The organism is Parasphaerochaeta coccoides DSM 17374 (assembly GCF_000208385.1).
Lineage (GTDB): Bacteria > Spirochaetota > Spirochaetia > Sphaerochaetales > Sphaerochaetaceae > Parasphaerochaeta > Parasphaerochaeta coccoides.
In genome coordinates this window covers 1,755,790-1,780,593 of the sequence record NC_015436.1, presented here as the reverse complement: position 1 = coordinate 1,780,593, position 24,804 = coordinate 1,755,790, and the positions used below count along the sequence as shown (strand labels likewise).

The 24,804-nt window shown below is 45.7% G+C and carries 16 protein-coding genes and 1 tRNA gene; 14 read left to right on the top strand and 3 right to left on the bottom strand.

The annotated features are described in order from the left end of the window. Nucleotides 1–34: 34 nt before the first annotated feature. Genes SPICO_RS07675 through SPICO_RS07665 form a run of 3 tightly spaced genes read left to right on the top strand, consistent with a single transcriptional unit; the run spans nucleotide 35 to nucleotide 2,939 of the window. Entirely contained in the window at nucleotides 35–1,252 is a 1,218-nt protein-coding gene (locus tag SPICO_RS07675) for an NAD(P) transhydrogenase subunit alpha (protein ID WP_367576180.1), read from the top strand. Then, complete coding sequence (locus SPICO_RS07670) at nucleotides 1,249–1,533, top strand: NAD(P) transhydrogenase subunit alpha part 2 (protein WP_013740100.1); 285 nt, start codon at nucleotides 1,249–1,251, stop codon at nucleotides 1,531–1,533. The genes SPICO_RS07675 and SPICO_RS07670 overlap by 4 nt, the downstream gene beginning before the upstream one ends. Beyond that, complete coding sequence (locus tag SPICO_RS07665) at nucleotides 1,530–2,939, top strand: NAD(P)(+) transhydrogenase (Re/Si-specific) subunit beta (protein WP_013740099.1); 1,410 nt, start codon at nucleotides 1,530–1,532, stop codon at nucleotides 2,937–2,939. Before SPICO_RS07670 ends, SPICO_RS07665 begins: the two co-directional genes overlap by 4 nt. 214 nt (nucleotides 2,940–3,153) lie before the next feature. Here SPICO_RS07665 and SPICO_RS07660 read toward each other — a convergent pair whose 3' ends face one another. Next, entirely contained in the window at nucleotides 3,154–5,817 is a 2,664-nt protein-coding gene (locus SPICO_RS07660) for a PIG-L family deacetylase (protein ID WP_013740098.1), read from the bottom strand. Nucleotides 5,818–6,460: 643 nt separating this feature from the next. Here SPICO_RS07660 and SPICO_RS07655 point away from each other — a divergent pair. The 8 genes from SPICO_RS07655 (at nucleotide 6,461) to SPICO_RS07620 (ending at nucleotide 18,113) form a co-directional block, all read left to right on the top strand. After that, entirely contained in the window at nucleotides 6,461–7,516 is a 1,056-nt protein-coding gene (locus tag SPICO_RS07655; RefSeq protein WP_013740096.1) for a Fic family protein, read from the top strand. 209 nt (nucleotides 7,517–7,725) lie between these two features. Further along, nucleotides 7,726–10,560 (top strand): AAA domain-containing protein, encoded by a 2,835-nt coding sequence (locus tag SPICO_RS07650; protein ID WP_013740095.1) that lies wholly within the window; start codon nucleotides 7,726–7,728, stop codon nucleotides 10,558–10,560. Between the two features lie 140 nt (nucleotides 10,561–10,700). Next, nucleotides 10,701–11,273 (top strand): DNA-3-methyladenine glycosylase I, encoded by a 573-nt coding sequence (locus tag SPICO_RS07645; protein WP_013740094.1) that lies wholly within the window; start codon nucleotides 10,701–10,703, stop codon nucleotides 11,271–11,273. Nucleotides 11,274–11,285: 12 nt separating this feature from the next. Next, complete coding sequence (locus SPICO_RS07640; protein ID WP_013740093.1) at nucleotides 11,286–12,074, top strand: ABC transporter permease; 789 nt, start codon at nucleotides 11,286–11,288, stop codon at nucleotides 12,072–12,074. Further along, nucleotides 12,055–13,074 (top strand): ABC transporter ATP-binding protein, encoded by a 1,020-nt coding sequence (locus SPICO_RS07635; protein WP_013740092.1) that lies wholly within the window; start codon nucleotides 12,055–12,057, stop codon nucleotides 13,072–13,074. The genes SPICO_RS07640 and SPICO_RS07635 overlap by 20 nt, the downstream gene beginning before the upstream one ends. Then, the gene (locus SPICO_RS10175) at nucleotides 13,071–13,862 is read left to right on the top strand and encodes an ABC transporter permease (RefSeq protein ID WP_013740091.1); all 792 of its coding nucleotides are present in this window, start codon (nucleotides 13,071–13,073) and stop codon (nucleotides 13,860–13,862) included. The genes SPICO_RS07635 and SPICO_RS10175 overlap by 4 nt, the downstream gene beginning before the upstream one ends. Nucleotides 13,863–13,968: 106 nt before the next feature. After that, nucleotides 13,969–15,189: an MFS transporter gene (locus SPICO_RS07625; protein WP_013740090.1), complete on the top strand. Its 1,221-nt coding sequence runs from the start codon at nucleotides 13,969–13,971 to the stop codon at nucleotides 15,187–15,189. 269 nt (nucleotides 15,190–15,458) lie between these two features. Continuing rightward, entirely contained in the window at nucleotides 15,459–18,113 is a 2,655-nt protein-coding gene (locus SPICO_RS07620; RefSeq protein ID WP_013740089.1) for a valine--tRNA ligase, read from the top strand. A gap of 316 nt (nucleotides 18,114–18,429) precedes the next feature. On the opposite strand, the gene SPICO_RS07615 is transcribed toward SPICO_RS07620, so the two are convergent. Next, nucleotides 18,430–18,503: transfer RNA gene (locus SPICO_RS07615), tRNA-Ile, on the bottom strand. A gap of 185 nt (nucleotides 18,504–18,688) precedes the next feature. Between SPICO_RS07615 and SPICO_RS07610 the strand changes: the two genes are divergently transcribed. Beyond that, nucleotides 18,689–19,885 carry a hypothetical protein gene (locus SPICO_RS07610; protein WP_013740088.1) on the top strand — a complete coding sequence of 399 codons (1,197 nt, stop codon included), beginning with the start codon at nucleotides 18,689–18,691 and terminating at the stop codon, nucleotides 19,883–19,885. Between the two features lie 82 nt (nucleotides 19,886–19,967). On the opposite strand, the gene SPICO_RS07605 is transcribed toward SPICO_RS07610, so the two are convergent. Beyond that, nucleotides 19,968–20,744: a septal ring lytic transglycosylase RlpA family protein gene (locus SPICO_RS07605; protein ID WP_013740087.1), complete on the bottom strand. Its 777-nt coding sequence runs from the start codon at nucleotides 20,742–20,744 to the stop codon at nucleotides 19,968–19,970. A 30-nt stretch (nucleotides 20,745–20,774) separates the two neighbouring features. Here SPICO_RS07605 and lysS point away from each other — a divergent pair, with 30 nt between their 5' ends. Next, on the top strand, nucleotides 20,775–22,337 hold the full coding sequence (gene lysS / locus SPICO_RS07600; RefSeq protein WP_041395182.1) for a lysine--tRNA ligase: 1,563 nt from the start codon (nucleotides 20,775–20,777) through the stop codon (nucleotides 22,335–22,337). A gap of 548 nt (nucleotides 22,338–22,885) precedes the next feature. Beyond that, the gene (locus SPICO_RS07595; RefSeq protein WP_169310074.1) at nucleotides 22,886–24,649 is read left to right on the top strand and encodes a hypothetical protein; all 1,764 of its coding nucleotides are present in this window, start codon (nucleotides 22,886–22,888) and stop codon (nucleotides 24,647–24,649) included. Nucleotides 24,650–24,804: the final 155 nt, after the last annotated feature.

Here is a 24,804-nt window from a genome sequence, read left to right as displayed (position 1 = left end):
TATTTTATGGATTATTATTTATATAGGCACATATATGATTCACAAATCATTTTCACCCCGGACGACAAGATTAGGAGAGAATATGTATTTCGGTATCCCAAAAGAAAATCATCCAGGAGAAAATCGCGTGGCGACGGTTCCTGCGACTGTGACAAGCTTGTGCAAGGCGGGACATGTCGTGATGGTCGAGCAGGGAGCAGGGGAGAAATCCGGATTTTCCGATGCCGCCTATGCCATGGCAGGGGCTTCCGTCGTTGAGCGTCAGGAAGTGTTCCGGCAGGCGGATATCCTGTTCGTCGTGAGGGGCGGCGGCAATAACCATGATGAATCATATGAAAAAGATGTCGCGCTTCTGAAAAAAGGCGCGTTCGTCATTGGACTCACCGAACCTTACGCTCCCCATCCTATCTACGAATCATATGCCCGCGCTCACGCCAGAGTGTATGCGCTGGAGCTTATCCCGCGTATTTCACGTGCCCAGAGCATGGATGTGCTTTCGTCAATGTCGAATCTTTCCGGCTACAAGGCGGCGCTCATTGCCTCTGATACACTTCCCAAACTCATGCCCATGCTGATGACCTCAGCGGGTACGATAGCCCCGGCGCATGCGTTTGTCCTGGGAGTGGGAGTGGCCGGACTCCAGGCAATAGCGACACTGAGGCGTCTGGGCGCGGTGACCAGTGCGTATGACGTGCGCCCCGCTGTGAAAGACCAAGTACACAGCCTGGGAGCCCGGTTCATTGAGATGAAACTTGATACAGATGATAGCGAAGGCTCCGGAGGATACGCAAAGGAACTGGGAGAGGACTTCTACCGGAAGCAACGTGAGCTTCTGTCTGATGTCCTGAAGGACAGCGACATTGTGATAACTACAGCCGCCGTTCCGGGAAGGAAATCTCCTGTCCTGGTCACCGAGGAGATGGTTTCCCTCATGCCGTGGGGGTCGGTCATTGTTGACCTGACCGCGGAACATGGAGGCAACTGCGAACTATCGCAGTTCGGGAAGACCATCATGGCGCATGGCGTAACCATCATTGCTCCGGCGAACATTGTATCCACTGTGCCACGCAATGCCAGCCTTCTTTATGCAAGGAACATTGAGAACTTTGTAAAGAACCTTTTTGATTCAGCAGGAAACCTTGCCGTGGATAGAGGAGATGAAATCATCGATGCTACGCTTGTGGTCGCCGATGGCATCATACGGAAAGACACACTTCGGATTTCATCCGGAGCAAAGGAGGGTATTGCATGAATCTTGTCTACCTCATCATCATATTTGTCCTTTCGATTTTCCTGGGATACGAACTTATCACGAAGATTCCCCCGTTGCTCCATACGCCTCTGATGTCCGGGACGAACGCTATATCCGGCATAACAATCATCGGGGCGCTCATTGCGACGGGTTCAGGTAACAGTAGGCTCTGCATGGTTCTGGGTGCTGTCGCTCTATTCTTTGCGACAATCAATGTCGTTGGCGGTTTCGTCGTCACTCACCGCATGCTTGAGAAGTTCAAGAAAAAGGAAAAGAAATGAACATCCTGGTAAACAGTGTCTATCTTGTCGCCGCCGCTTTTTTCATCATAGGACTCAAAGGTCTTTCCCGCCCTGATACGGCAGTGAGAGGAAATTTGCTGGGTGCCGTGGGGATGTTCCTGGCTGTCCTTGTGACTGTGATAGCGTATGACATGCTCAATCCTTTGTGGATTCTCGGAGGAATCCTGCTGGGGAGCATTGTGGGGACATGGATGGCGTTGAAGGTAAAGATGACTGCAATGCCTCAGATGGTAGGGCTTCTGAGCGGATTCGGAGGAATCGCATCGCTCTTGGTGGCAGTGGTGTCGTTCCTTGATGTAATCATCATGAAGGCACTTGAACTGAACGCGGGGGTCTTCGTCTTTGACACGCAGTTCATCGTCTCCATAGTTATTTCTGTCTTTATCGGTGCGCTGACTTTCTGGGGATCAATGGTGGCTTCCGGGAAACTGCAAGGGGTAATCACTACGCATGCCGTGAAGTTCCGGGGTGATCAGGTGGTGAAGGTTCTGGTGATGCTTGCTGCCGTGGCTTCCATGGTCGGCATGGTGATGTATCCTGGCAAACTCATCTACCTCTGGCTGCTGATCTTTTTCTCATCGTTCCTTGGCATTCTTCTCACCATATCCATTGGCGGCGCGGACATGCCCATTGTCATCTCTCTGTTAAATTCATATTCCGGCCTGGCGGTCGCCGCGACTGGATTTGTGCTGGACAACACCATTCTCATCATTTCCGGCGCAATTGTCGGTGCAAGCGGAATAATCCTGACGCAAATCATGTGCAAGGCGATGAATCGTTCTCTGGCGAATGTTATTTTCGGCGGTGTCGGGGGAAAGGACGCGGAGAAGGGACAGGCAGTCGATATCTACGCGGGAAAGGTGAAGACGACCGATGCCGAGGAGATTGCAATGATTCTCAAGAGCGCGAACAGGGTAGTGTTCATACCGGGATATGGCATGGCTGTCTCCCGTGCCCAGAATCCGGTGCGGATGCTCTCCGAGGCACTGGAGAAGGATGATATCGAGGTAGAGTTTGGCATTCACCCTGTTGCTGGCCGCATGCCTGGGCATATGAACGTGTTGCTTGCTGAGGAGAATATTCCCTATGACAAGCTGAAGGAGCTGGAACAGATTAATCCGACATTCCCGGTGACTGACGTTGCTGTCGTCATAGGGGCGAATGATGTCGTCAATCCTTTGGCTCATGAGGAGGGGAATCCTATTTCCGGTATGCCGGTGCTGGATGTCGGAAAGGCGCGTACTGTCATTGTAGTAAAGCGTTCCCTCAGTCCTGGTTTCGCTGAAATAGCGAATCCACTGTTCATCAAGGAGAATACGCTGTTGTTCTACGCGGACGGGAAAAAAGCCGCTGAGGAAATCCTGGCCGAATACAAGAAGATGTGAGGGCGATGATTGGGGCGGATGGGTGCGGGATTGTTTTAACAAAATTTGCTGCTGATTGTAATTGAATGACAATACGAGCATTCGCGTAATGAACCAGAGAGGACATGCGGCCGCAGACGCAATAATCTGGTGATTATCCTATATCCAAAATGATGAAAGATGATGAAAGCCGCCCAGGAATTTGCTGGACGGCTTTCATTGGTGCTGCATAGAACTATTTCAGAGATGCTGGCAGTGAGAGGATATTCGCAAATATTCTATATCCGCCTGGGACGGCACCAGGAATCTGGCGGAAGAAGGCATAGGCATTGTAGATCCAAAGCCCTTTCCCTAATTCCGCTACCATCAAACCGCCTTTCTGAAGTGGGAAACCGGGATCTTGACAAGCCAGCAAGGGAAGATAATGTTCATCCCAGCTCTCAAAGAAATAAAGTCCTCTTTCTTGTATCCATCCTTCAAAGTCAGAAGTAGTGATTTTATTTGGATAATTGAAAATCGGGTGTTCTGGTTGCAGTACTGTTATTTCCGCTTCTTCAACGGTTACACGATTCAAGCTCCCAATAGTTGAGGGGTATGGTCCTACATTCAGACTATTCCACTTCACTCGAGTATATTGAACCATGAGTACACCACCACGGGATACCCAGTCCAACAGTCGGGCATTGTTGTTGACCAGATCGCTTCGGAATTCATATGCCAAAGGCCCAATGACTATTGTATCGTAATCGTCAAAATTTCCCATTTCCATGAACTCAGGTGAAAGAATGTCAATTTTTATCCCAACCTGTTCCAAGTACTCTGGAATGGTATCATTGTACTGTACATAGCCGATTCTCACATCCTTTGCCATATCGACATCAATGATTGAGAGATTACTGGTTGCTGATGAATAGAGATAATGTTTCTCAACATGTGGATAATGAATAGCTGCATAGCCATCAGTATACTTTTCCCCTTCTGCTGTAATACTTACGGAAACAGGGTATTTGCCTTGTTTGAAATTTCCGGGGATAACCAGCTTTGCATTGACAATCTGGCTTGTCTGCGCAGTTGTGAAGGAGAGGGTCTCTTGCTCAAGGACAATGTGGATTCCTGCAACCGTATCAACTTCCAGCTGAACTTCAGCTGCCTTGTTTGCGGTGACAGAAATCTGCAAGTCAATCGTCTGTTCGGAGGGGGATGCCTTGACAATTATGTTTTTGGGATTCACTGCGACAGAAAAAGGAGCGACTACTGCGGCATAGGTTCTTTCTTCTCCAATGACAACATTTTGTATTCGGTTTTGTACAGGCTGCTTCAGACTAATTATGGCCGAGCCGATTTGCACTTGTGCGTATCCAACGAGCGGATAATCTCTGAAAGGTTGGATAATCATAGCAGGATCAGAGTCCTCCAATGTCAGGACTTTACCATCTGTCGACCAGAATATCCTGGAAACAGGGGTTCTGTCATCAACTGTCAGCTTTACGGATTCTTTGATGACCGCATTGTTCTGGATGACGGCATCCACTTGCTTTTCGACGGTATCCCCTTTGTCTGCATGCACTGCAAGTTTCTTTACGGTCACGGGAGTCTTGCCTACTGCATAGACAGTAAAGTTCACTTCTACATTGTCTCCGGCTGTATAGAGGGATTTTGCACTAAAGGCTTCCAGAATCACCCCGGAAGTTTTGATCATTGCTTGTTCGGTTTCATTGATCTTGCGCTCCAGCGCCTGCATGACATAATCTTTTTTCACCGTGGAGAGTTTGCTCTCCCAGATTTGTCTGTGCAGTGTCTTGAACTGGGACAACATCAGATCGAGGTCTGCAACAATCAATTCAGGATATTTTGGATTATAGGAATCCAAGATTCGTTCACTCTCAAGATTGAGTTTTTCCAGTCCGACTCTCAAGAAAGGAATCTTGCCTTCCTCATCTCCCGTCAAGTCGGCAATTCCTGTCAGAGTTGTGTCAATCCCATCAAAGAAGGTCTTGGGGTCTTCAGTGAATGGAGAGACTGACTCCTGAAGTTTGAAATTGGCTGTAGATGAACCTAACGCCTGTATGTTTCCCATGCTCTGCGTGCGGTGATAAGAGCGTCCCTCAGTACCAATCTGTTGATATGACCGACCTATTACAGGATCAAAAGTACCACGGTCAATAATGGTATTTCCTTCACCTCTGGTAAAAACTCTGGAAACAGTCCATGGTAACAAACCCTCCTTGATTTGTTCTGGATATGCGTTAGGGTCGGCGGCCGCAGCTACAGCCATAGGTACGATTTTCCCCATTCCCTGGTGTTGACCATGTCCAGTGACAGTGACGTATTCGTTCCCATGATGATTCAATACTACCTGAGGACGGAATGTCCTGATGAAGCGGACTATATCACCAATCAGGTTTTCCTGATTCCAGAAAGTAAGAGCTTCGTCTCCGCTTCTTGAGAAGCCAAAGTCATATGCACTCAAGAAATATTGTTCGGCTCCGTCAATGTTCCTGGCTGCTAGCAGTTCTCCCGTCCTAATGACGCCAAGCCCTTGGTAAAGTTCAGGACCAATTGCATTTTGTCCGCCCTCGCCACGGTTTGCAATCACGTTTGCTACCCTGACTTGCTCAGCTTTGGTGAGATAAGCAAACATCCCTGAGTCATCATCATCCGGGTGGGCACCGATACTTGCAAAGCTTGCATATTTGCCAATCCTGGAAAGAGACTGGTAAATTCCAGAAGCTCCAATTTCCTCAAAGACCGGAGATGAGGGTCTCCATATAGGGCCACGGTTCAGTATAACATCAGCGCTGTCAATTGTGTACGATGGAGTGTTGTCTATCCGACCTTGAGCTGCTACTGTCAGCATGCAGATAGCCAACAGTGCGAGAATAGTAAGAATCTTTTTCATAATACCACCTTTTGTTTTTCGTTATTTCCAACACAAAACCAAGAACTTGTTATTGCCCGTGTTAAAAACTTCACCTCCTTCATTTTAATATTCTGATTATGTGCAATAGGGAGAATTAAAGGATTTGCAAAGAGAAGCGAAGATCCGTGAAGGCGCAATCCAGACGGTAGGAATTGGGAGTATCCAAGATGCCATATGTATGGGGGAACTTCAGGTCAGACTGAAAGGAAAAGAAGGGGAGATACTGTTTTCCGGTTTTTTTCACTTTTTGTTCTATGGGGAACTCCACATGCCCTCCTTGACAGTGCCGTTTTACAGATTCAAAGGAGATAATCACCCTCATTTTCCTTCATTGTAAAACAGTTATTATAAATCTAATAATAACATTAGTAATATCTTTGTCAATTTTTTTTATCATGTTTTTGAGACTTTGCTATAATTTTTTTCATTTTAAATAAATGTTCTGATTTGTGGGGTAATGAAGGGTAGCGGGAAATCATCATCTTTATAGCATGGATGTTTCTCGGCATTTCAACATGCATTGGGGAGGGGAGGCTCTACCGTATGTTTTTCTCCTACGGACACTGCTATTCTCCCATACTATGGTATTATATGGGAGATAATTCTGAACAGTGGGAGAAAAATGCGTCAATTCAATTATACAAACTTAAAGGAAAGTTCATGGAGCAGCAGCATCCTCTCATATGTTTCCAGCATACGTGAGCACAAGGGAAAGCAAGAACTGTACATCAGACAAAAGCCTGTTGAAGTGGAACGCCTGGTTGAAGTTGCGAGGATACAGAGTACTGAAAGCTCGAATAAGATTGAAGGTATTGGGACTTCACGTACAAGGATACGGCAACTGGTTCAAGAGAAGAGTACTCCACGAGATTGTGACGAGCAGGAGATTGCTGGATACCGGGATGTCCTGAGCACAATCCATGAGAGCTACGAGTTCATTCCGCTCACGCCACATGTTATTCTTCAGTTTCATCGTGATCTTTTATCATATACTGACAAGTCCTTCGGTGGCAAATTCAAGAATACGCAGAACTTCATTAATGAGTTTCATGCCGATGGGACAACCTTGACGAGATTTACACCACGTGAACCCTACGAGACACCGGATGCAGTTGATGAGATTTGTAGAAGCTACCAGCAGGCCATTGCGCAGCAGGTGGTTGATCCTCTCATCCTGATTCCGATATTCATTTGTGATTTCCTGTGTATTCATCCGTTCAATGATGGCAATGGCCGTATGAGCCGTCTTCTCACTACGTTGCTGTTGTATAAGAGTGGTTTCATGGTGGGTAAATATATCAGTGTAGAGAGGAAGATTGAGAAGACCAAGGCGTCTTACTATGATGCGCTCCGACAGGTTTCTACAGATTGGCATGAGGGGCGGAATGACTATACGTCCTTCATCAAATATTTTCTGGGCATCGTCCTGAACTGCTACAAGGATTTTGAAAATAGGCTTGGCTCTGTCGACCGTAAGAGTACCCCCTATGATATTGTCAGGGAGGCTGTCAACGAAAGAGTGGGTACATTCACCAAAATGGAAATTTTGGAGTTGTGTCCCAGCATAAAAAGCTCGTCTGTCGAGGCGGCACTCAAAAGGCTCAAGGAAGAAGGATATATATTCAGTCAAGGTGGGGGGAGAAGTACTTCTTATGTAAGAAATCCTGAATATCAATAATTTCCCGATTTGCTGTCATTTATGGGAGAATAGTCTTTATGGGAAATGGCCGTCTATGATCAATAAAAGATGGTCTCCGATTGATTGGAATGGCTCAGTCATCGGAACGACAACAACGAACCCGGCTGTACCCAGTCGGTGGAGAAGAACGTAGGCAGAGCCGGACTTCCGGTGATTCCGGTCAATTGCTTACAGGAAAGAGGTGAATCGTGCTGGATGCAAGCAGGGACATGATCCTGAAGGATGGGCAGGATATTTCAAAGGATATCAAGTCCTGTACCTATCATCAGCAGGAAAAAAAATTCGAAGTCGTTTTCCAGAACGGAAAGAGATATCTGTACAACCAATCTTCGCTTCGCGTGCTTACGAATCCGAAGAAGCTAGATCCTGTCATGGTGCAAATCAATCATCAGGGACGCAGACTGTTCAATGTGCAAGCCCTGTATGTGTTCAGTTTATTTTCAGAAAAATATCTGCGTGTCATTTTCTCTGACGGCAGTGAACGTTCATATCTCTGGCATGAAGTACAGGTGATGTATTCCTGTCTCAGGAATGCTCAGGCACGGGATTGTATGAACTACCTGCGCCGATTGGCAGACACACATGAATTGACGACCGAGGACGGGTCTGTCCTGTTGAAGAAGTATTATGACAGGATATCTTTCATCGACGAGAAATCCGTACTTGCCCTTTATCTAAATCCCGCTGAACACAAGCCAGCAGTACACGAAACTCCCGATCTCATTTTCCCTTTTGGTGGAAATGCAAGCCAGTTCGAAGCAGTGAGAAATGCATTGACTTCGCAACTCAGTGTCATCCAGGGGCCACCGGGGACGGGGAAAACCCAGACGATTCTCAATATCATAGCAAACCTGCTGGTACAGGGGAAAACTATTCAGGTTGTTTCATGCAACAACTCTGCGACAGTCAATGTCTCCGAAAAGCTGTCTGCTCCGAAATATGGCATGGATTTCCTTGTTGCTTCACTCGGCAAAGCGCATAATAAAACAAAGTTCCTTGAAAATCAGTTAGGCAAATATCCCGACCTATCAGAGTGGAAGAAAAGTCATGAGGCGTTGGGCTCCCTTAAAAAAAACATTCGGACATCCGTCGCGGAGATTTCCCATGTGTTTTCCCAGCAACGGTGCCTTGCCGATGTTCGGCAGAAACTAGATAGCCTGGACACGGAAATTGTACATTTCAAGCGGTTCTGTACTGAGACAAGGCGCATGGAAACCATCTCGAAACTGCGTCAAGGACTGTCATCGGACAAGCTCATGAACCTATGGCAGGAATGCCGTCGGTTTGACGAAAGGAGCAGACCCGTCTCCCTGTGTTTCAAGGTGAAGGCCGTACTTGCCTGCGGCATCGGAATCTGGAAGCTCCTAAAAAGAGACCTGGCCACAGTCGTCACCCTCCTTCAGGGTATGTTCTATCAGGTGAAGAGAACTGAACTTGCCGCCGAAGCTGCATCCCTGGTCAAAGCTCTTGAAGAGGAGAATGCCGTAGCAAAGATGTGGAATCTGACAGAATGGTCCTTGGATTATCTCCACGCACAGATGTACGAAAGATATGGAGGAAAGTCGAAAAGAGAGAAGTTCTCCTCTGATGACTTGTGGCAGCGTCCCAACGACTTCATACAAGAATATCCTGTTGTCCTCAGCACGACTTTCTCTTCGCGGAGTAGCCTGGGAGTGGATGTGACATACGATTATCTCATCATGGATGAGGCCTCGCAGGTGGACATCGTGACCGGAGCCCTGTCCTTGTCCTCTGCGCGGAACGCAGTAATTGTCGGCGATCTGAAACAGCTTCCCAATGTTGTCGATGAGAAAACAAGGGAGCATGCCGAAGAGGTTTTCAAGACGCATATATTGCCAGAAGGGTATTCGTTTGTGAGCAACAGCCTTTTGAAGTCCATATGTTCTCTTTTCCCTGCGGTTCCTCAGAAGATGTTGCACGAACATTATCGTTGCCATCCTAAAATCATTGGGTTCTGCAACCAGAAGTTCTATGGAGGACAGCTGATCATTATGACGGAGGACAAGGGTGAAGACGAAGTCCTCTCGGTGTACAGGACTGTGGTTGGTAACCATGAGCGGGATCATGCCAATCGGCGGCAAGTGGATGTCATCTGCAATGAAGTCTTGCCCTGCATGATGCAGTCTTCACAGGGAGGCATTGGCATTATCACCCCCTACAAGAACCAGGTGGAAACGTTTTGCGAGGTTCTTGGCTCGTGCGATATCGATGTGGCGACGGTTCATCGTTTCCAGGGACGGGAGAAGGATACGATCATCCTGTCAACGGTCGACAACGGTGTTTCCGAGTTTCTGGACAACCCGTATCTTCTGAACGTCGCGGTCTCACGGGCGAAGATGTGTTTTTGTCTCGTTGTATCTGGCAACGAACTGCCTGCGGATAGTAATGTAAGCGATTTGGTTTCCTATATCGAGTACAATAACGGTACCGTTGTCCAGAGTAGGATTTACTCGATCTTTGACTATCTGTACAAGCAATACACGGACAGTCGTATGGAATACTTGAAAAACCACAAGAATGTATCACGTTATGATTCAGAGAATCTGATGTACGAATTATTGACTGGCTGTCTTGCCAAGCATCCATCCTTGCCGTTCAGTGTCATCTGCCACCAGCCGCTGTACATGCTGATTAGAGACGTGAGTTCGTTGAACGACGAGGAACGGAAATATGTGAAAAATCCGGCCACCCATGTGGATTTCCTCATATACAACAAGGTCAGCAGAAGCCCGTTCCTGGCGATTGAGGTGGATGGTGTCCATTTTCATAGGGAAGGGACACGGCAGAGTCAGCGTGACAAGATGAAAAACTCCTTGTTCGACAGATACGGCATCAGGTGGCATCGCTTTTCCACGGATGGCAGCCAGGAGATGGAATGGGTGGAGAACGAACTGTCCTCATATGAGAAAGCGCAGAAAGAAACGCTCAGTCATCGGCAGCTATGTGATAAGGCGGCGAAGGGGAATGGCTATTTTAAAAAATTATCCTCATCTTTGACTTGATATAAAGTCTGATAGATTTTCAAGTATCGCATTCTGTCATAATAAAGTATGCTACAATCATCATGCTGATGTGTCATCATGAAAGGAAACCAGAGCTAATATTCACCAATATCTAAAATCAAAAATTATAGGCAAGACAAATGAAAAGATGCAGCTGGACAGGAGATGATTCTCTTTTAGTGGAGTACCATGATAAAGAGTGGGGAATCCCTCTTTATGATGATTATAAACAATTTGAATATCTTTCCATGGAAGTTATGCAGTGTGGGTTGAGCTGGCTGACTGTTTTACGAAAACGAGCTGTTCTTCGTTCTGCGTTTGATGAATTTGATGCTTCCAAAGTTGCACTGTATGATGAGATGCAAGTAGAAAGAATTATGAAGCTAGAAGGCATGATTCATTCTCCGAGGAAGATTCGGGCAATAATAAACAATGCAAAAGCTTTTCTTAAGATTCAAGAAGTGTTTGGTTCTTTCTCTTCTTATCTTTGGCAATTCACCGATAACAAAACAGTTGAATATCCAGGTCATGCGGATGGTTCTGTTTGCATCACAAGAAACGATTTGTCTGATAAGGTAAGTAGAGATCTAAAAGAGAGAAAATTCTCTTATCTTGGTTCGATTACAGTGTATTCTCATCTTCAAGCAGCCGGTGTAATCAACGATCATCGAAATTACTGTTTCAGATATCGCCACGTGGAGCAAAATCTGTAGTAGGGAAAATTTATGAAGAGATATTTCAAAATTCTTCAAGTATATTTCTTAGGTTCCGTAATGAATCAGATGGAATATAAAGCAAACTTTTTTCTTGGCGGATTGTTTGAACTTGTTTGGATGGTGATGTATGTCATTTTTATAAATGTCATTTATTTTCATACAGATTCAATCAATGGCTTCGATAAGTATCAGATGTTGTTACTCATTTTTCAAGGAGGTCTAATAGATGCTTTTTTTACGATGTTCTTTGTTCCAGGGTTATCCAGACTTCCTGAAATGGTAAATACAGGTGGTTTGGATTTTATTTTATTGAAACCTTTAAATCAGCGTTTTAACATTTCATTCAATGACTTCGATATTTCTCAGGTAAAAAACATTCTTATAATAATTATTGGGATGATTTATGTGATACTAAAAATGCACATTGATTTAAATGTCTTTAATATTGTTCTTTATATTCTCCTTTCCGTGAATGGATTTCTAATAATCTACTCGATTATGTTTTCTTTAATGTCATTATCGTTCTGGGTGATAAGAATGGATATTGTGATGAGAATTGGTTCGGAACTCATTACGATAGGCAATAAACCAATGAGTATTTATCCCAAAGTAATTCAGAAGATATTAATTTATTGTATTCCTGTTCTTGTTTGTTTTAATTTTCCTGTTATGTACTTGATAGACTTTCTCTCTTTGAGGATGGTTATATCTGCATTTGTGATATCTGCCATCGTTTTCGTTGTTTCGGGATTGATATTTAAAAGAGGTATAAGAAGATATGTCAGTGCAAGCAGTTAGTGATGTCGTCATTAGGGTGGAAAATCTCACAAAAGAATACTCATATTATACAAAAGAGCAAGGTTTGTCTGGAAGCATCCATAATATTTTTTATAGAAAGAAATTGACTAAATGCGCTGTGAAGAACATTTCATTTGAAGTTAAGAAGGGTTCAATAGTAGGGTTTGTAGGATTGAATGGTGCTGGGAAAACAACTACTTTGAAAATACTCTCAGGCTTGATTAAGGAAACTTCAGGAAAAACGGAGGTTTTGGGCTATTATCCTTTCCATAAGAAAAAAGATTTCCTTAAGAGAATATCAATGATTATGGGCAATAAAAGTCAGCTTTGGTGGGATCTGCCTGCCATTGATTCTTTTTACCTTAATAAAGCAATCTATGAAATTGATGAGAATTTGTTTAAATCAAGACTTGATAATATGGTTGTTCTTCTTGGTGTGAAAGATTTATTGAATATTCAAGTCAGACGTTTGTCCCTTGGGGAAAGAATGAAAATGGAATTAATAGCGGCATTGCTTCATTATCCAGAAGTTATTTTCCTTGATGAGCCGACAATAGGATTGGATGTTATTACACAGTATAATATTAGAAATTTTCTTAAGGACTATGTGGAGAAGAATAAAGCGACAATCATTCTTACAAGTCATAATTTCAATGATATCGTATCGCTGTGCGATTCAATTATACTTCTTAATCATGGCGAGATAATTTATTCGAATAAATTTAGCAGTTTTCAGAGAGATGTTTTTATAACCAAAGATATTATTCTGAAAATGAAAAAACCCATTACAAAGGAAATAAAACTAAGATTGTCTGAGGAAAATAACCTCAAGTATGTGACTGAAGGTGAGAATTTAATAAGAGTTACATGCAGCAATGAATGTAGTATTGATGTTGTTGCATATCTTGTGAGAAATGTTTTGGATGAAATTCAGGATTTATCGATTGAGAACCCAAATATGGATGATGTGATTCGGTCTATATATCAGAGGGAAGCATGAGAAAATATCTTATAGTATTGAGGAATGAATTAGTGAATCTACTTGAGTATAGAGCTGATTTCATATCTTCTTTTTTATTTTCTTTAGTTCCTTTTGGTGTGAATACTTTATTGTGGATTGCGGTAGCTAAACAAAATGAATCTTTTTCCATGGGAATAAATGAAGTTGTTTCATATTATCTTATTGTTCTTGTTACTACGAATTTAACGGAATCTAGAACCGTAAACAATGTATCAAAAGATATTCGTCTTGGAGATTTAAATAAATACTTGGTGAAGCCTTGTAGTTATATTTTATACCAGTTGATGATTGACCTGCCAAGAAGACTTGTATTTATAGTAATGAATTTTATCCCAATAGCTTTATTGGCGATAATATTGAGAAATTATTTTGATTTCTATTTTTCTGGTGTTAGAATTTTCTATTATCTATGCTTTATTGGTGCCGGGTATGTAATTAATTTTTTTATTGATTTAATGATTGGTTTTTATAGTTTTTATTTCACCAAAGTCAATGCTTTTTACTCCTCGATAAGAGTGTTTAGGAATATCATGTCTGGTTCTATATTTCCACTGAACTTACTCTCTTCAAGTTGGTTTTCTTTCTTATCATTAATGCCATTTGCATATTCGGTTTTTTTCCCAAGTTCTATTTTTCTCAATACTTTGGATGATGATAATTTGGCGATGTATCTAGTAATTTCCATTGTATGGTGTATAGGTCTATTTCTTATTTGTCTTTTTCTGTGGGATAGAGGGCTAAAACGATATTCCTCTTTTGGAGGATGATAATATGGATCATGTTTTTCCTGATATTATATTCTTGGGAATTCAATCAGGTATCGAAGCAGTAAATGAGAAAAGTTCGAATATACAAGAGGAGTAAATTACTATAATGAAGAATCCCATTTCTGTATATAAGGGTCTACACAAAAGCTTTTATATTATGGCTTTAACAGTTTTTATAAATTGTGCAGGGAATTTTGTCGTTGTTTTTTTCTCATTATACCTAACAGTCAGGCTTGGGTATGATGTCGCCACAACAGGTTTGTTGGTTTCTGGACTTGCGTTTATAAGCATTCCAGGTTCTTTGATTGGCGGTAAGTTAAGTGATCTCTTTGGGCGTAAGACCATAATGGTAAGTTCACAGATTATGATGGGACTCAGTTATATACTTTGTGGGTTCTTTTTTGACCAAAGTTATGCTTTTGTGTTCATCTTTCTTGCTCAATTCTTTGATGGTATTACTGATCCCGCAAGGAATGCACTTGAAGTAGATATTACAAAACCTGAACAGAGACAAGCGGCCTTCAGTCTTCTATACCAAGCTCTTAATATGGGCTTTGCGATAGGACCATTGCTTGCTTCTTTTCTGTTTTACAACCATCCTCAGTGGTTATTTTGGGGAAATGGTATCGCTGAACTTGTTGCGATTTCCTTAGTAGTATTATTTGTTCCGGAGTCCAAACCCTCAGTTGCAGCAATAGAAAAAAGCAAACAGTTGAATACGGGAGAAAAAGCAGAATCAGGTTCAATCTTTAAGGTACTGCTTGCACGTCCTCAACTTCTCTGGTTTTCCCTGGCAAGTTTATTTATTGCTTTTGCTTATAGACAAATAGCTTTTGCTCTTCCATTACAGACAACGGCTCTATTTGAACTCAAAGGAGCACAATATTATGGGTTCATGGCTTCTTTAAATGCTATCATTGTTATATTATTCAATCCGTTTGTTTTGGCAATTAGCAAGAAAAACAATGTTCTAATTAATGTATTGTCCGCGGCTTTCATGTACCTGGTGACCTTTGCTTTATTTGGTTTAGCAAGGATTCCTTGGCAGTTTTATGCTCTCACTGCACTATATACTGTGGGGGAAATACTCATTAACAATAATTCTAAAGCCTACCAAAATAATAATACACCTATGAATTTCAGGGGAAGGTTTAACGCAATATTACCCTTGTTTAAGACTACGGGTAATTTTCTTGGACCTGTTATTGGTGGAATAATCCTTACCCATCTATCATTCAGGGAATTATGGTTAATTGCGGCTGTTGCTGTTTTGTTAGCAATTCTAATATACTTGTATCTGTTAAAGCGGAAAGAAAATGCAACATGATAACTTATTACGAAACGAGTGAAAGCCTATTGATAGAAAAAATGGCATAGAAGAATGTGACCTAATTTGACCTCAATTGAAGCGGAATCTTGCAGGCAGGATAAAGCGATGAGTACTGACCAAGAGGATGTATTGGACACTGCTCAGCTGAGTCTCAAATTAATTTTTTGCTCACCAGTCCAATAGCAAACAATTGTATTAAGGTAGGCAGGTATTACCATATCGAACATTCACGGCAATTAAGCCGCGAGATGGATGGGAGGCGTTGTATGAACGCGGTCGAGCTGGAAAAGGCTTATGACCCGAAGGACTTCGAGGACAGGATTTATGAAGCATGGAGACGTGACGGACTGTTCAAGCCGCAGGATGTACCGGGCAAGCCGTTCACCATCGTCATGCCGCCTCCCAATGTCACGGGAATTCTCCATATGGGACATGCCCTGAACAATTCCCTGTCTGACACCATCATCCGGTACCAAAGGATGTCTGGCCGCAAGGCTCTGTGGGTTCCGGGAACCGACCATGCTGGCATCGCCACGCAGAATGTCGTCGAACGCCAGCTTGCCAAGGAAGGCTTGAGCCGCCATGACCTGGGCAGGGAGAAATTCCTTGAACGGACATGGCAGGTCAAGAAAAAGCATCACTCCGTCATCGTCAAACAATTGGAAAAGATTGGTTGTTCCTGTGATTGGGAGCATGAACGTTTTACCATGGACGAAGGACTGTCCCGTGCCGTGCGCGAAGCATTCGTCACTCTGTATGAAAGAGGATTGATTTACAAAGGCAAGTACCTGATCAACTATTGTCCCCATTGCGGGACGGCTCTTGCCGATGACGAAGTGGAATACAAGACCCTGGAAGGACGGCTTTATCAAGTCAGCTATCCTTATGCGGATGGTTCGGGAAGCATCAGCGTTGCCACGACACGTCCAGAAACGATGTTCGGAGATGTCGCTGTCGCGGTGAACCCAGATGATGAACGATACGCCACGGTCGTGGGGAAAAAGCTCCGCCTGCCTCTGACCGACCGTGAAATCCCCATCATCGCTGACAGCTTCGTTGACAAGGAATTTGGTACGGGTATGGTAAAGATAACTCCAGCCCATGATCCTAATGACTGGGAATGCGGACGTCGGCACAACTTGGAAGCTATAAACATCCTCAACCCTGACGGGACGCTCAATGATGAAGTTCCGCCAGCGTACCGTGGCGTCCAGGCGGCTGTCGCACGGGATATGGTCGCCCATGATTTGGAAGGACAGGGGTATCTGCTGGGCAGCACGCCGTATGTCCATGAGGTAGGGCATTGCTACCGTTGTAACACCATCATAGAACCATACCTTTCAGACCAATGGTTTGTCAGAATGCGGGGCATGGCGGACAAGGCTTTGAAGGCATGGAAGGACGGCGAGGTCACCTTCTATCCCCGGCGCTGGGAGAACACCTACAGCAGCTGGCTTGAGAATATCAGGGACTGGTGCATCAGCCGCCAGCTCTGGTGGGGACACCGCATTCCTGTCTGGTATTGTGAAGACTGTGGCGAGATGATTGTGTCCCGGAACGATGTCACGGTCTGTCCGAAATGCGGCAGCTCTCACCTGCGTCAGGAAGAAGATGTCCTGGATACGTGGTTCTCCTCATGGCTGTGGCCGTTCAGCACGCTGGGGTGGCCGGAGGATACTCCCGACCTGAAGGAATTCTTCCCGACCCAGACTCTGATCACCGGATACGACATCATTTTCTTCTGGGTGTCCCGCATGATCATGGCGTCCCTTGAGTTCACCGGAAAGGTGCCCTTCAAGGATGTATACCTGACCGGTCTTGTGAGGGATCGGCAGGGCAGGAAGATGTCGAAGTCCTTGGGCAATGGAATCGATCCTCTTGAAGTGGTCGACCTCTACGGGGCCGATGCCATGAAATTTACTCTTGCCCACCTGACTGTTCAGAGTCAGGATGTCCTGATTGACATGGGTTTGTTCAAGATGGGTTCCCGTTTCGCCAACAAAATATGGAATGCCTCCCGCTTCCTGCTGATGAAGCTTGAAGGCCGAACCAAGGTGTCCGTGCCTGAGACGGAGCTTTCCATCATGGACAAGTGGATCTATGCCGAGCTGAACCAGGCTGCGGGAAGGGTGCAATCGACGCTGGAGGGCTATCGCTTCAACGAGGCCAGCCAGACGGTCTATGACTTCTTCTGGAATGATTTCTGTGACTGGTACATTGAGGCGTCCAAGCACAACCTTGAGAGCAATGACCCTGTGGTACAGGACAGGGCGGTCTCGCTGCTCCTGGATATCCTTGAGGAATCGCTGCGGCTGTTGTATCCCTTCCTGCCGTTCATCACACAGGAAATTTACAGCAAGCTGCCCAATGCCCATCCTCAGCTGATGGTCGCTCCTTACCCGGAGCAGACCGCGGACAGGGAATATCCAGAGGCACAGGCTCATATGGCTTCTCTTCAGGAGCTTGTCCGCAATGTGCGAGGGGTCAGAGCCGAGCTGGGCATCCCTGCCGATAAAAAGGTTCATGTGGTGGTGAAGCCCGATACAGGCTTTGCGTCGACCCATTTCCTGGTAGAGCAGAAGAATCTGCTCGCGGGCTTCCTCAATGCCGGGAATCTGGAGATCGATGTTGTCGGTACGCGGGATGTACGGGGGGCGGTTCCCGTGGCAGGACAGGGCTTTGAATGCTTCCTGTTCGTCAGGGAGGCGATTGACGTGGAGGCCGAGAAGACGCGTCTGCGCACGAACCTTGAGAAGAGCCGGAAATCCCTGGAGGGCGTGATGAAAAAGCTGGGAAACGAACAGTTCATGTCCAACGCCAAACCAGAGGCGATTGAGAAGGAAAAAGCCAAGAAGTCTGAGTTTGAGGAGAGAATTTCGAAAGAGGGGAAAAACCTGTGCATACTTGAAGGTATGTTCTAAGCACTGGGATGATATCCTTAGAAAACGAGCAAAAAAGGTGTTTAATCTGGCGTTTACTGGGTGTTTACTGTTTTAAAACAGGCAGGATGGAGATAAGGATTGTTTTAAACGCTTTTTTTCGCAATTCTTTCATGCTTTCTTGGACAAACCACTATCATCTACTTCTGGATTCAACAGGAATGTATCAATTGAGCATTCCTTGTTCTCCTGATGACGAAACAAGTGGGATCGTGATGGATTTGGTTGAAATAGAAAAACCTCCGTTCCATAACCAGGAAGGAGGCCGGTCGTTTCGTGGTCTGTCATGTTTGTTTTTTGGGCCCAGCAGGACTTGAACCTGCGACCCACGGATTATGAGTCCGATGCTCTAACCAACTGAGCTATAGGCCCGCTCCATATGACGGGAAAAACCCATCAAAAAAGCTTCACCAAAATATCATAGTTTTTGGGTTGTGTAAATATCTATGCAGATTGTGAAAAAATATAAAAAAATAATGAGCTGACATCCCTTTGTTGAATGCTCTTTGTGGTCATGATATTATGGGGACATAGCCGAAAAAAAGGGGATTTCCTCGATGAAGAAAAAAATCATAGTGGGCATCGTGCTTCTGACTGTCGTTCTGTCCGGACTATACGCCTCGGACTTCCATTTTGTATTCGGAGATTTGGATCAGCACCCTGAGATTGTAGGAGGCTTCCTGCCATCATATTTCAATTCAGGCGCCGGATATACCGGACTTAGCCTGAACGAGGGAGATGTTACCGAATTCCAGTTTCTCGCTGGCGCGGGATATATCCAGAACAAGCTGTGGCAGTCTGATGTCAATGGGACGCACGGTTATCTACTTGACAGCCCTCTGACCTATGATGTCCTGCGCTTTGATTGGAACCTGCGCTTCCGTCAGGGCTTCGGTACATCATGGGTACCTGATACCGACCTTATTACTGCATATGTCTCGTACAACGGGCGTTTCGAGGACAGCCGGGATTCCATAGTCAAAGGCAAAGACAGGAAGATGTGGGGAACCGATTCCCCCGTCCTTAGCATCGGCAATGCCCTTGACCAATTGGACAACCCCTATGATATCTACGAGTATCTTACCCCTGACGAAACAACTGGCAAAAGAAGTCATCTCGGTACATCGTTCTCCATCGGAGCGACGCTCAACATGATGGATGAACGCAAGCTGAACCAGGATGGACTTCTGGTGAAAGTGCAACTTGATTGGGCTCCCCGTGCATTGAACAGTGCCCTGAGCGGGGTTGCCGACTATTATAGTGCTTACATCAACGCCGTAGCAGGTAAGACACTGTACTCCCTCTATGACGGTGATGACCATGTATTCTCCATAACGCTCGTTGACAGGGCGAACGTGGCATGGATTGACGGAAAGGTCGTCCCTGCGTATGCCCAACGCCCATTCTCGCTGGGACGCAAAGTCAGGGGCTTCACCACGGCCTCTTATAATCGGCAGTTCACAGCGGTGAACAACTTTGACATCCGTTTATCCGGCCCGGAACCCGTCATAGCGGGGATTTTCCCGCGGGTGAACATCTTCTTTGATGCCGGTATCGCGGCAGGAAATACCTTGCATACGAATCGGGGAGGAGCTGCTGATTTCTTGGCGAGTACTGGTGCGCAAGTTACGGTTTCTTTCTTTGATTTCATCGACCTTGGCTACCAGGTCGCCTATCTTATCAAAGGCGACAACTATGTCAACGGTTCGGACAGCAGGATTGCCACATCAGTCACGTTCTTCCTGGATTTCTGATTGGATTTCTGCCTCTGCACATAGAATTGGTGCATGATGCATGACCGTATGAAATTGGCGTGTGAAATTACTATAGTGTCGGCTATTCTTCGAAGGGGCTGTATTCACCTTTCTTCAAGATGTCTGCTTCTGCGAACCCCAGGGATGCCAAGGTTGAAAGGGTGCGGTCGAGCCGGTAGGCCGCTACCCATCTGATACTCAATCGGATCAAGGAGCCGTCAATGATTTCGACAGTGGGCTTGAAGTGCGCTCCGACCAGCTTCTGATAGATGTTCCATGCTGTTCGGGAATTGGAAAAAACGCCCAGTTGGAGCTTGTACCAGCCAGTGTCACCGGCACGGTTATATTGTGACTCCGGTACGGTCGGTTCGTAGATAATGGTCAGTTCCACGGGAGCTATGCCGCTTTCATACATTCCTGTGGCTCGCGCGGCCTCCGGTGTCAGGTCAATAATGCGTCCATCGACATACGGCCCGCGGTCATTAATCCGTACCGTGGCTCTCTTTCCATTATCCATGTTGTGGATTTCGACCAATGTGCCGAATGTAAGTTCCTTATGGGCGGCAGCCATCTTCGTCGGGTCGAAGATTTCTCCGTTGGCGGTGAGGCTGTCCGTCCTGTCACTGGTGTACCAAGAAGCAATGCCCTTCATTTCGTAAGAAGGCGCGGGTGGTGTATCAGCGGTGTCATCGGATGCGCAAAGGCCGGTCATGGTCGTGGTGACGACAAGGAGCAGGATGCAGGCGAATCTGGCGGTGGAGTTTCCTGTCTTCATGAACCCAGTATAGCCAGATGCTTTCAGAAAATCCAGCCAGGGCGCGGAAAGATGGCGGGATGATGGGATATCGGATGTGGACACTTGAACGGCTTCCCCGCTATACTGCGGCCTATGAGCGAAATGCATTGGGCGGACGTATATGCCGCGAAGATTGTCAGGGAAAAAGGACCGAAGGACAGATATACCTGTGCATCAGGGATTACTCCGTCTGGGACGGTTCATATCGGTAATTTCAGGGAGATTATCTCCGTCGACCTCGTGGTACGCGCCTTGCGTTCCCAAGGACATGATGTCCGTTTCATATATTCATGGGACGACTATGACGTCTTCCGCAAGGTTCCCAAAAACATGCCGCAACCGGACTTGCTGAAAACCTATCTCCGCAAACCCATAACCTTGGTTCCTGATACTACAGGCCGTGCCGACAACTATGCCCGTTCCAATGAACTGGATGTCGAGGAAGCGTTGCCATGGGTTGGCATAGAGCCGGAGTACATCTACCAAGCCTCACGGTACCGCGCCAGCAATTACGCCAGAGAAATCCGCCTGACATTGGAGCATCGTGATGAGTTGCGCCAGATCTTGGACGAATTTCGGACAGAACCGCTTCCTGCGGACTGGTGGCCGGTTTCCATTTTCAGTGGTTTCACGGGAAAGGACATGACTACCGTGCTGGACTGGGACGGAGAGTGGGGACTGACGTATCGTGATGACGAGACGCAACAGGTCGAGACTATCGACCTGAGGGAGACGGCTTTAGCCAAACTCCCCTGGCGGCTTGACTGGCCTATGCGATGGGCGCGTGAACAGGTGGATTTCGAACCTGCGGGCAAGGATCACCATAGCGAAGGCGGTTCCTTTGATACCAGCCGGAAAGTGGTGAAGGTTTATGGTGCCGAGGCTCCCGTATCCTTCCAATATGATTTCATCAGCATAAAAGGGCGGGGAGGGAAGATATCATCGTCCACGGGAGAAGTCATCAGTCTTCCTGATGTCCTGGAAGTCTATTTGCCAGAAGTGACCCGGTACTTGTTCGCCAGCACACGGCCGAACACTGAATTTTCCATATCCTTTGATTTGGATGTCCTGAAAATCTATGAAGATTATGACACCTGCGAACGTATCTATTTCGGTTTGCAGTCGGCCAACGACAAGCGGCGTGCCAAGGAAAAACGTATTTACGAACTGAGCCAGGTCGGGGAAGTGCCGTCCGAGGCAGGCTACCAGATACCGTTCCGTCATCTTTGCAACCTATTGCAGATTCACGTTGGGGACATTGAGGCGGTACTTGATATGTTGCCTGGCATTACCGAAGGCCAGAAGGAAAGGTTGCGTGCCCGTGCCGTCTGCGCATGGAAGTGGATTACCACCTTCAGCCCGGAGGAATTCCGCTGGACGCTTGCTGCCGGAACATCCCCCTTGGTCGAATTATCAGATGTGGAACGCAAGGCCATCCACGACTTGCGCGCATTGGTAGAGAATCTTGATAATCTGGATGATAAGGATTTTACACAGCGACTCTACGATGTGGCAAAAGACAATGGTCTGGAAACGCCGGATTTCTTTAAGATGGTCTACATGGTTCTGATTGGCGGCGAACGTGGTCCCAAGCTGGCAGGATTCATCCGTAACTGCGGCAAGGAAAGGATACTTCCTATCCTGGGAAGGTATTGAGGAACCACGGAGTGACCCGAAGAGGGGTTGCAATGGCGAAATCCTTGATGAGAGGATGCGTACTCGTGGATAACGCAAGCCTTGCTGATAGGCAAGCTGAGAGGAATGCTGGCTGACCAAGAATTCCGGAAACTCAATGAAAATGATTGTTAATTTATTTTAAGGACTAAGGTTGCTCAATGAGTGCCTTAGTCCTTTTCTTCGTAGAAATATTGGAGGATAAAAAACTTTACAAAGTTATAAAAAGACTTATAATAATATAAATAGTAATTGAAGCCATAGAGGAACCCTGACGTGGCAGGAATTACGGATGGTTATTGATGCCGCCAAATGAGACCAGGTGTTTTCATGGTGACATCAGAGAGGGTGTAATGATTGAATATTGGATACTGGATACTCTAGAACATCTCGATCCATCCAAGGTCTGTCAAAATCTGCCGGACTCCTCTGAAGCTAATGCTGGTGATAATCTTTCTGTCTTGTTCTCCAAAACTGGGCATGATGCCATCATGGATGTCTCACGTCTTCGCAGTTTTTTGAGTCGGCCTATGAAATACGATGCAGGACTGCTGTTCAGCAGCTGTGCTTATAAGTTTCAAGGAACAGATGGTGTGCGTGGTTTGATTTCTCATGAGCAAGTTTCTTCACGTAAGGCTATCCAGAGATATATCCAGAACAGAATCATCTCTCCGGAATTCCTCAGGCTCTATGCGTTTTCTTTGGGCGGAATAATGGACATGTCCAGTATGGCATCTATCAATGAAATCATGTTTGCTGAGGATGGCCGTGATTACTACGGTGGAGGATATCTAAAAAAGGCGGTCATGACAGGTCTTCGGGAAGCCGGATTTAATGTGATTGACATTGGTATCGTGCCAACTCCGGTGCTTGTTTATGAAAGTGTGAAACAAGGATGTCCAGCAGTGATGCTTACTGCTTCACATAATCCGGCAGAATATAATGGACTTAAGGTATTTATTGATGGTCGTAAACTTTACCCTGACGGAGCATCTGGCGAATATGCCTTGACCCATAAGATTTTCCATGCTGCTTTTTCTCTTGGAAAAAAAAGACATCCTGTGGGAACTGTGCGCGAACAAGATGTCCGCGGGAGTGCTCATGAAATTCTTGATGCGATGCTCAATAGAAAAACGCTGGTTTATTTTTTTTCTGGGCGGCGTGTTTTCCTGGATACTGCGAATGGCGCGTATTCTACATTCGCGCAAGAATATCTGAGAGATTTGGGGGCGGATGTCATTCTCTCTGCATGTGAGCCTGGGAAAAACCGTATCAATCTGGATTGTGGCGTAGGCGCAATAGAGGATCTGGGCACAGAACTTGGTCATTCTGGAGAAGGGTGGACGGACGTACTCAAGGCGCTTCATTCCTATGTTCCGAAAACCAGGGAGAAACAACCACTTGCAATTGTTCTTGATGGAGATGGCGACAGGGTTTTTCTCGTGCAAAAGGATGAAAACGGAGCCTTGAGGCTTCTTGATGGGGACATGCTGGCATTCTTGATTGTCCAAGGACACAAGGGAGAATACAAGAACAAGGAAAGTAAGAAAAGACTGCTTGTCTGCACTGTAGAAAGTGATTACGCTTTTTCCTTTGCTATTTCAAGCAAGAATGATTGGATAGTGGATGTCGTGTGTGTAGGGGACCGGTGGTTGGTTGATTCTTTTGCCCGTCATGGTGCTGCTCAAAGTAGTTTTGTTGGCTGTGAAAGGACAGGTCATGTCATTGTTCCTGTACCTGTTGGCTCTTCTCTTCTTCTTACTGGCAACGGTATGCTGACCGTACTGCTTGCCATACAGACAATGGCGACTGGCAATGTAACCTTTTTTTCTTCTGGAAGCATCATCCGCAATGTATGGAGAAATATTCCGCTGGAGGACTTTGCCCGTGACACGGAGTCCTGGGAACGGGCTTTGGATGTTTTGACAAAATGCAACCCATTTTCATGTAAAGAAATATTGAAAGAACAAGAGCCAGATATGATGTTTTTCGAATTATCGTCTCCACCGAAAAATAATCCCATAGGTATTATGTTCATGAGGAAGTCCGGCACGGAACCTAAGATAACCCTTACCATTTCCTTGTTACAGGAATATGAAAAAATGGCACGGATTTTCATCCAGGGAACATATGATCGATTGACAAGTATTCTGAGCAATATACAGCCCATTGATATGGAACATGCGCGTGAACAATACGAGCATTGCCGACAGGCCGGTGGAGAGGGATTGAAATATAACTGTGGTCCCGGTGACTCCGGTTGCAAAAAAATAAAAGGGAAAGGAGGCCGATAAAAAATTCAACATAGTGGATTCATAGTATTCTGTCAGGAGACCAAAAGGAGACTTCGGATAGAAGGGTGACACATCCTGACGCTCCAGGGATTTCCAGGATGTCCTGGGTGCCGGATGTTCCATGGATGAAAGGAAGACACATGTAGAGAACTAAA

Coding starts and splice junctions, on each gene's coding strand:
- SPICO_RS07675 (WP_367576180.1), top strand. CDS start 35: ATGATTCACAAATCATTTTCACCCCGGACGACAAGATTAGGAGAGAAT.
- SPICO_RS07620 (WP_013740089.1), top strand. CDS start 15,459: ATGAACGCGGTCGAGCTGGAAAAGGCTTATGACCCGAAGGACTTCGAG.
- SPICO_RS07635 (WP_013740092.1), top strand. CDS start 12,055: ATGTCAGTGCAAGCAGTTAGTGATGTCGTCATTAGGGTGGAAAATCTC.
- SPICO_RS07670 (WP_013740100.1), top strand. CDS start 1,249: ATGAATCTTGTCTACCTCATCATCATATTTGTCCTTTCGATTTTCCTG.
- SPICO_RS07640 (WP_013740093.1), top strand. CDS start 11,286: ATGAAGAGATATTTCAAAATTCTTCAAGTATATTTCTTAGGTTCCGTA.
- lysS (WP_041395182.1), top strand. CDS start 20,775: ATGAGCGAAATGCATTGGGCGGACGTATATGCCGCGAAGATTGTCAGG.
- SPICO_RS07610 (WP_013740088.1), top strand. CDS start 18,689: ATGAAGAAAAAAATCATAGTGGGCATCGTGCTTCTGACTGTCGTTCTG.
- SPICO_RS07655 (WP_013740096.1), top strand. CDS start 6,461: ATGCGTCAATTCAATTATACAAACTTAAAGGAAAGTTCATGGAGCAGC.
- SPICO_RS07645 (WP_013740094.1), top strand. CDS start 10,701: ATGAAAAGATGCAGCTGGACAGGAGATGATTCTCTTTTAGTGGAGTAC.
- SPICO_RS10175 (WP_013740091.1), top strand. CDS start 13,071: ATGAGAAAATATCTTATAGTATTGAGGAATGAATTAGTGAATCTACTT.
- SPICO_RS07660 (WP_013740098.1), bottom strand. CDS start 5,817: ATGAAAAAGATTCTTACTATTCTCGCACTGTTGGCTATCTGCATGCTG.
- SPICO_RS07665 (WP_013740099.1), top strand. CDS start 1,530: ATGAACATCCTGGTAAACAGTGTCTATCTTGTCGCCGCCGCTTTTTTC.
- SPICO_RS07595 (WP_169310074.1), top strand. CDS start 22,886: ATGAAATACGATGCAGGACTGCTGTTCAGCAGCTGTGCTTATAAGTTT.
- SPICO_RS07625 (WP_013740090.1), top strand. CDS start 13,969: ATGAAGAATCCCATTTCTGTATATAAGGGTCTACACAAAAGCTTTTAT.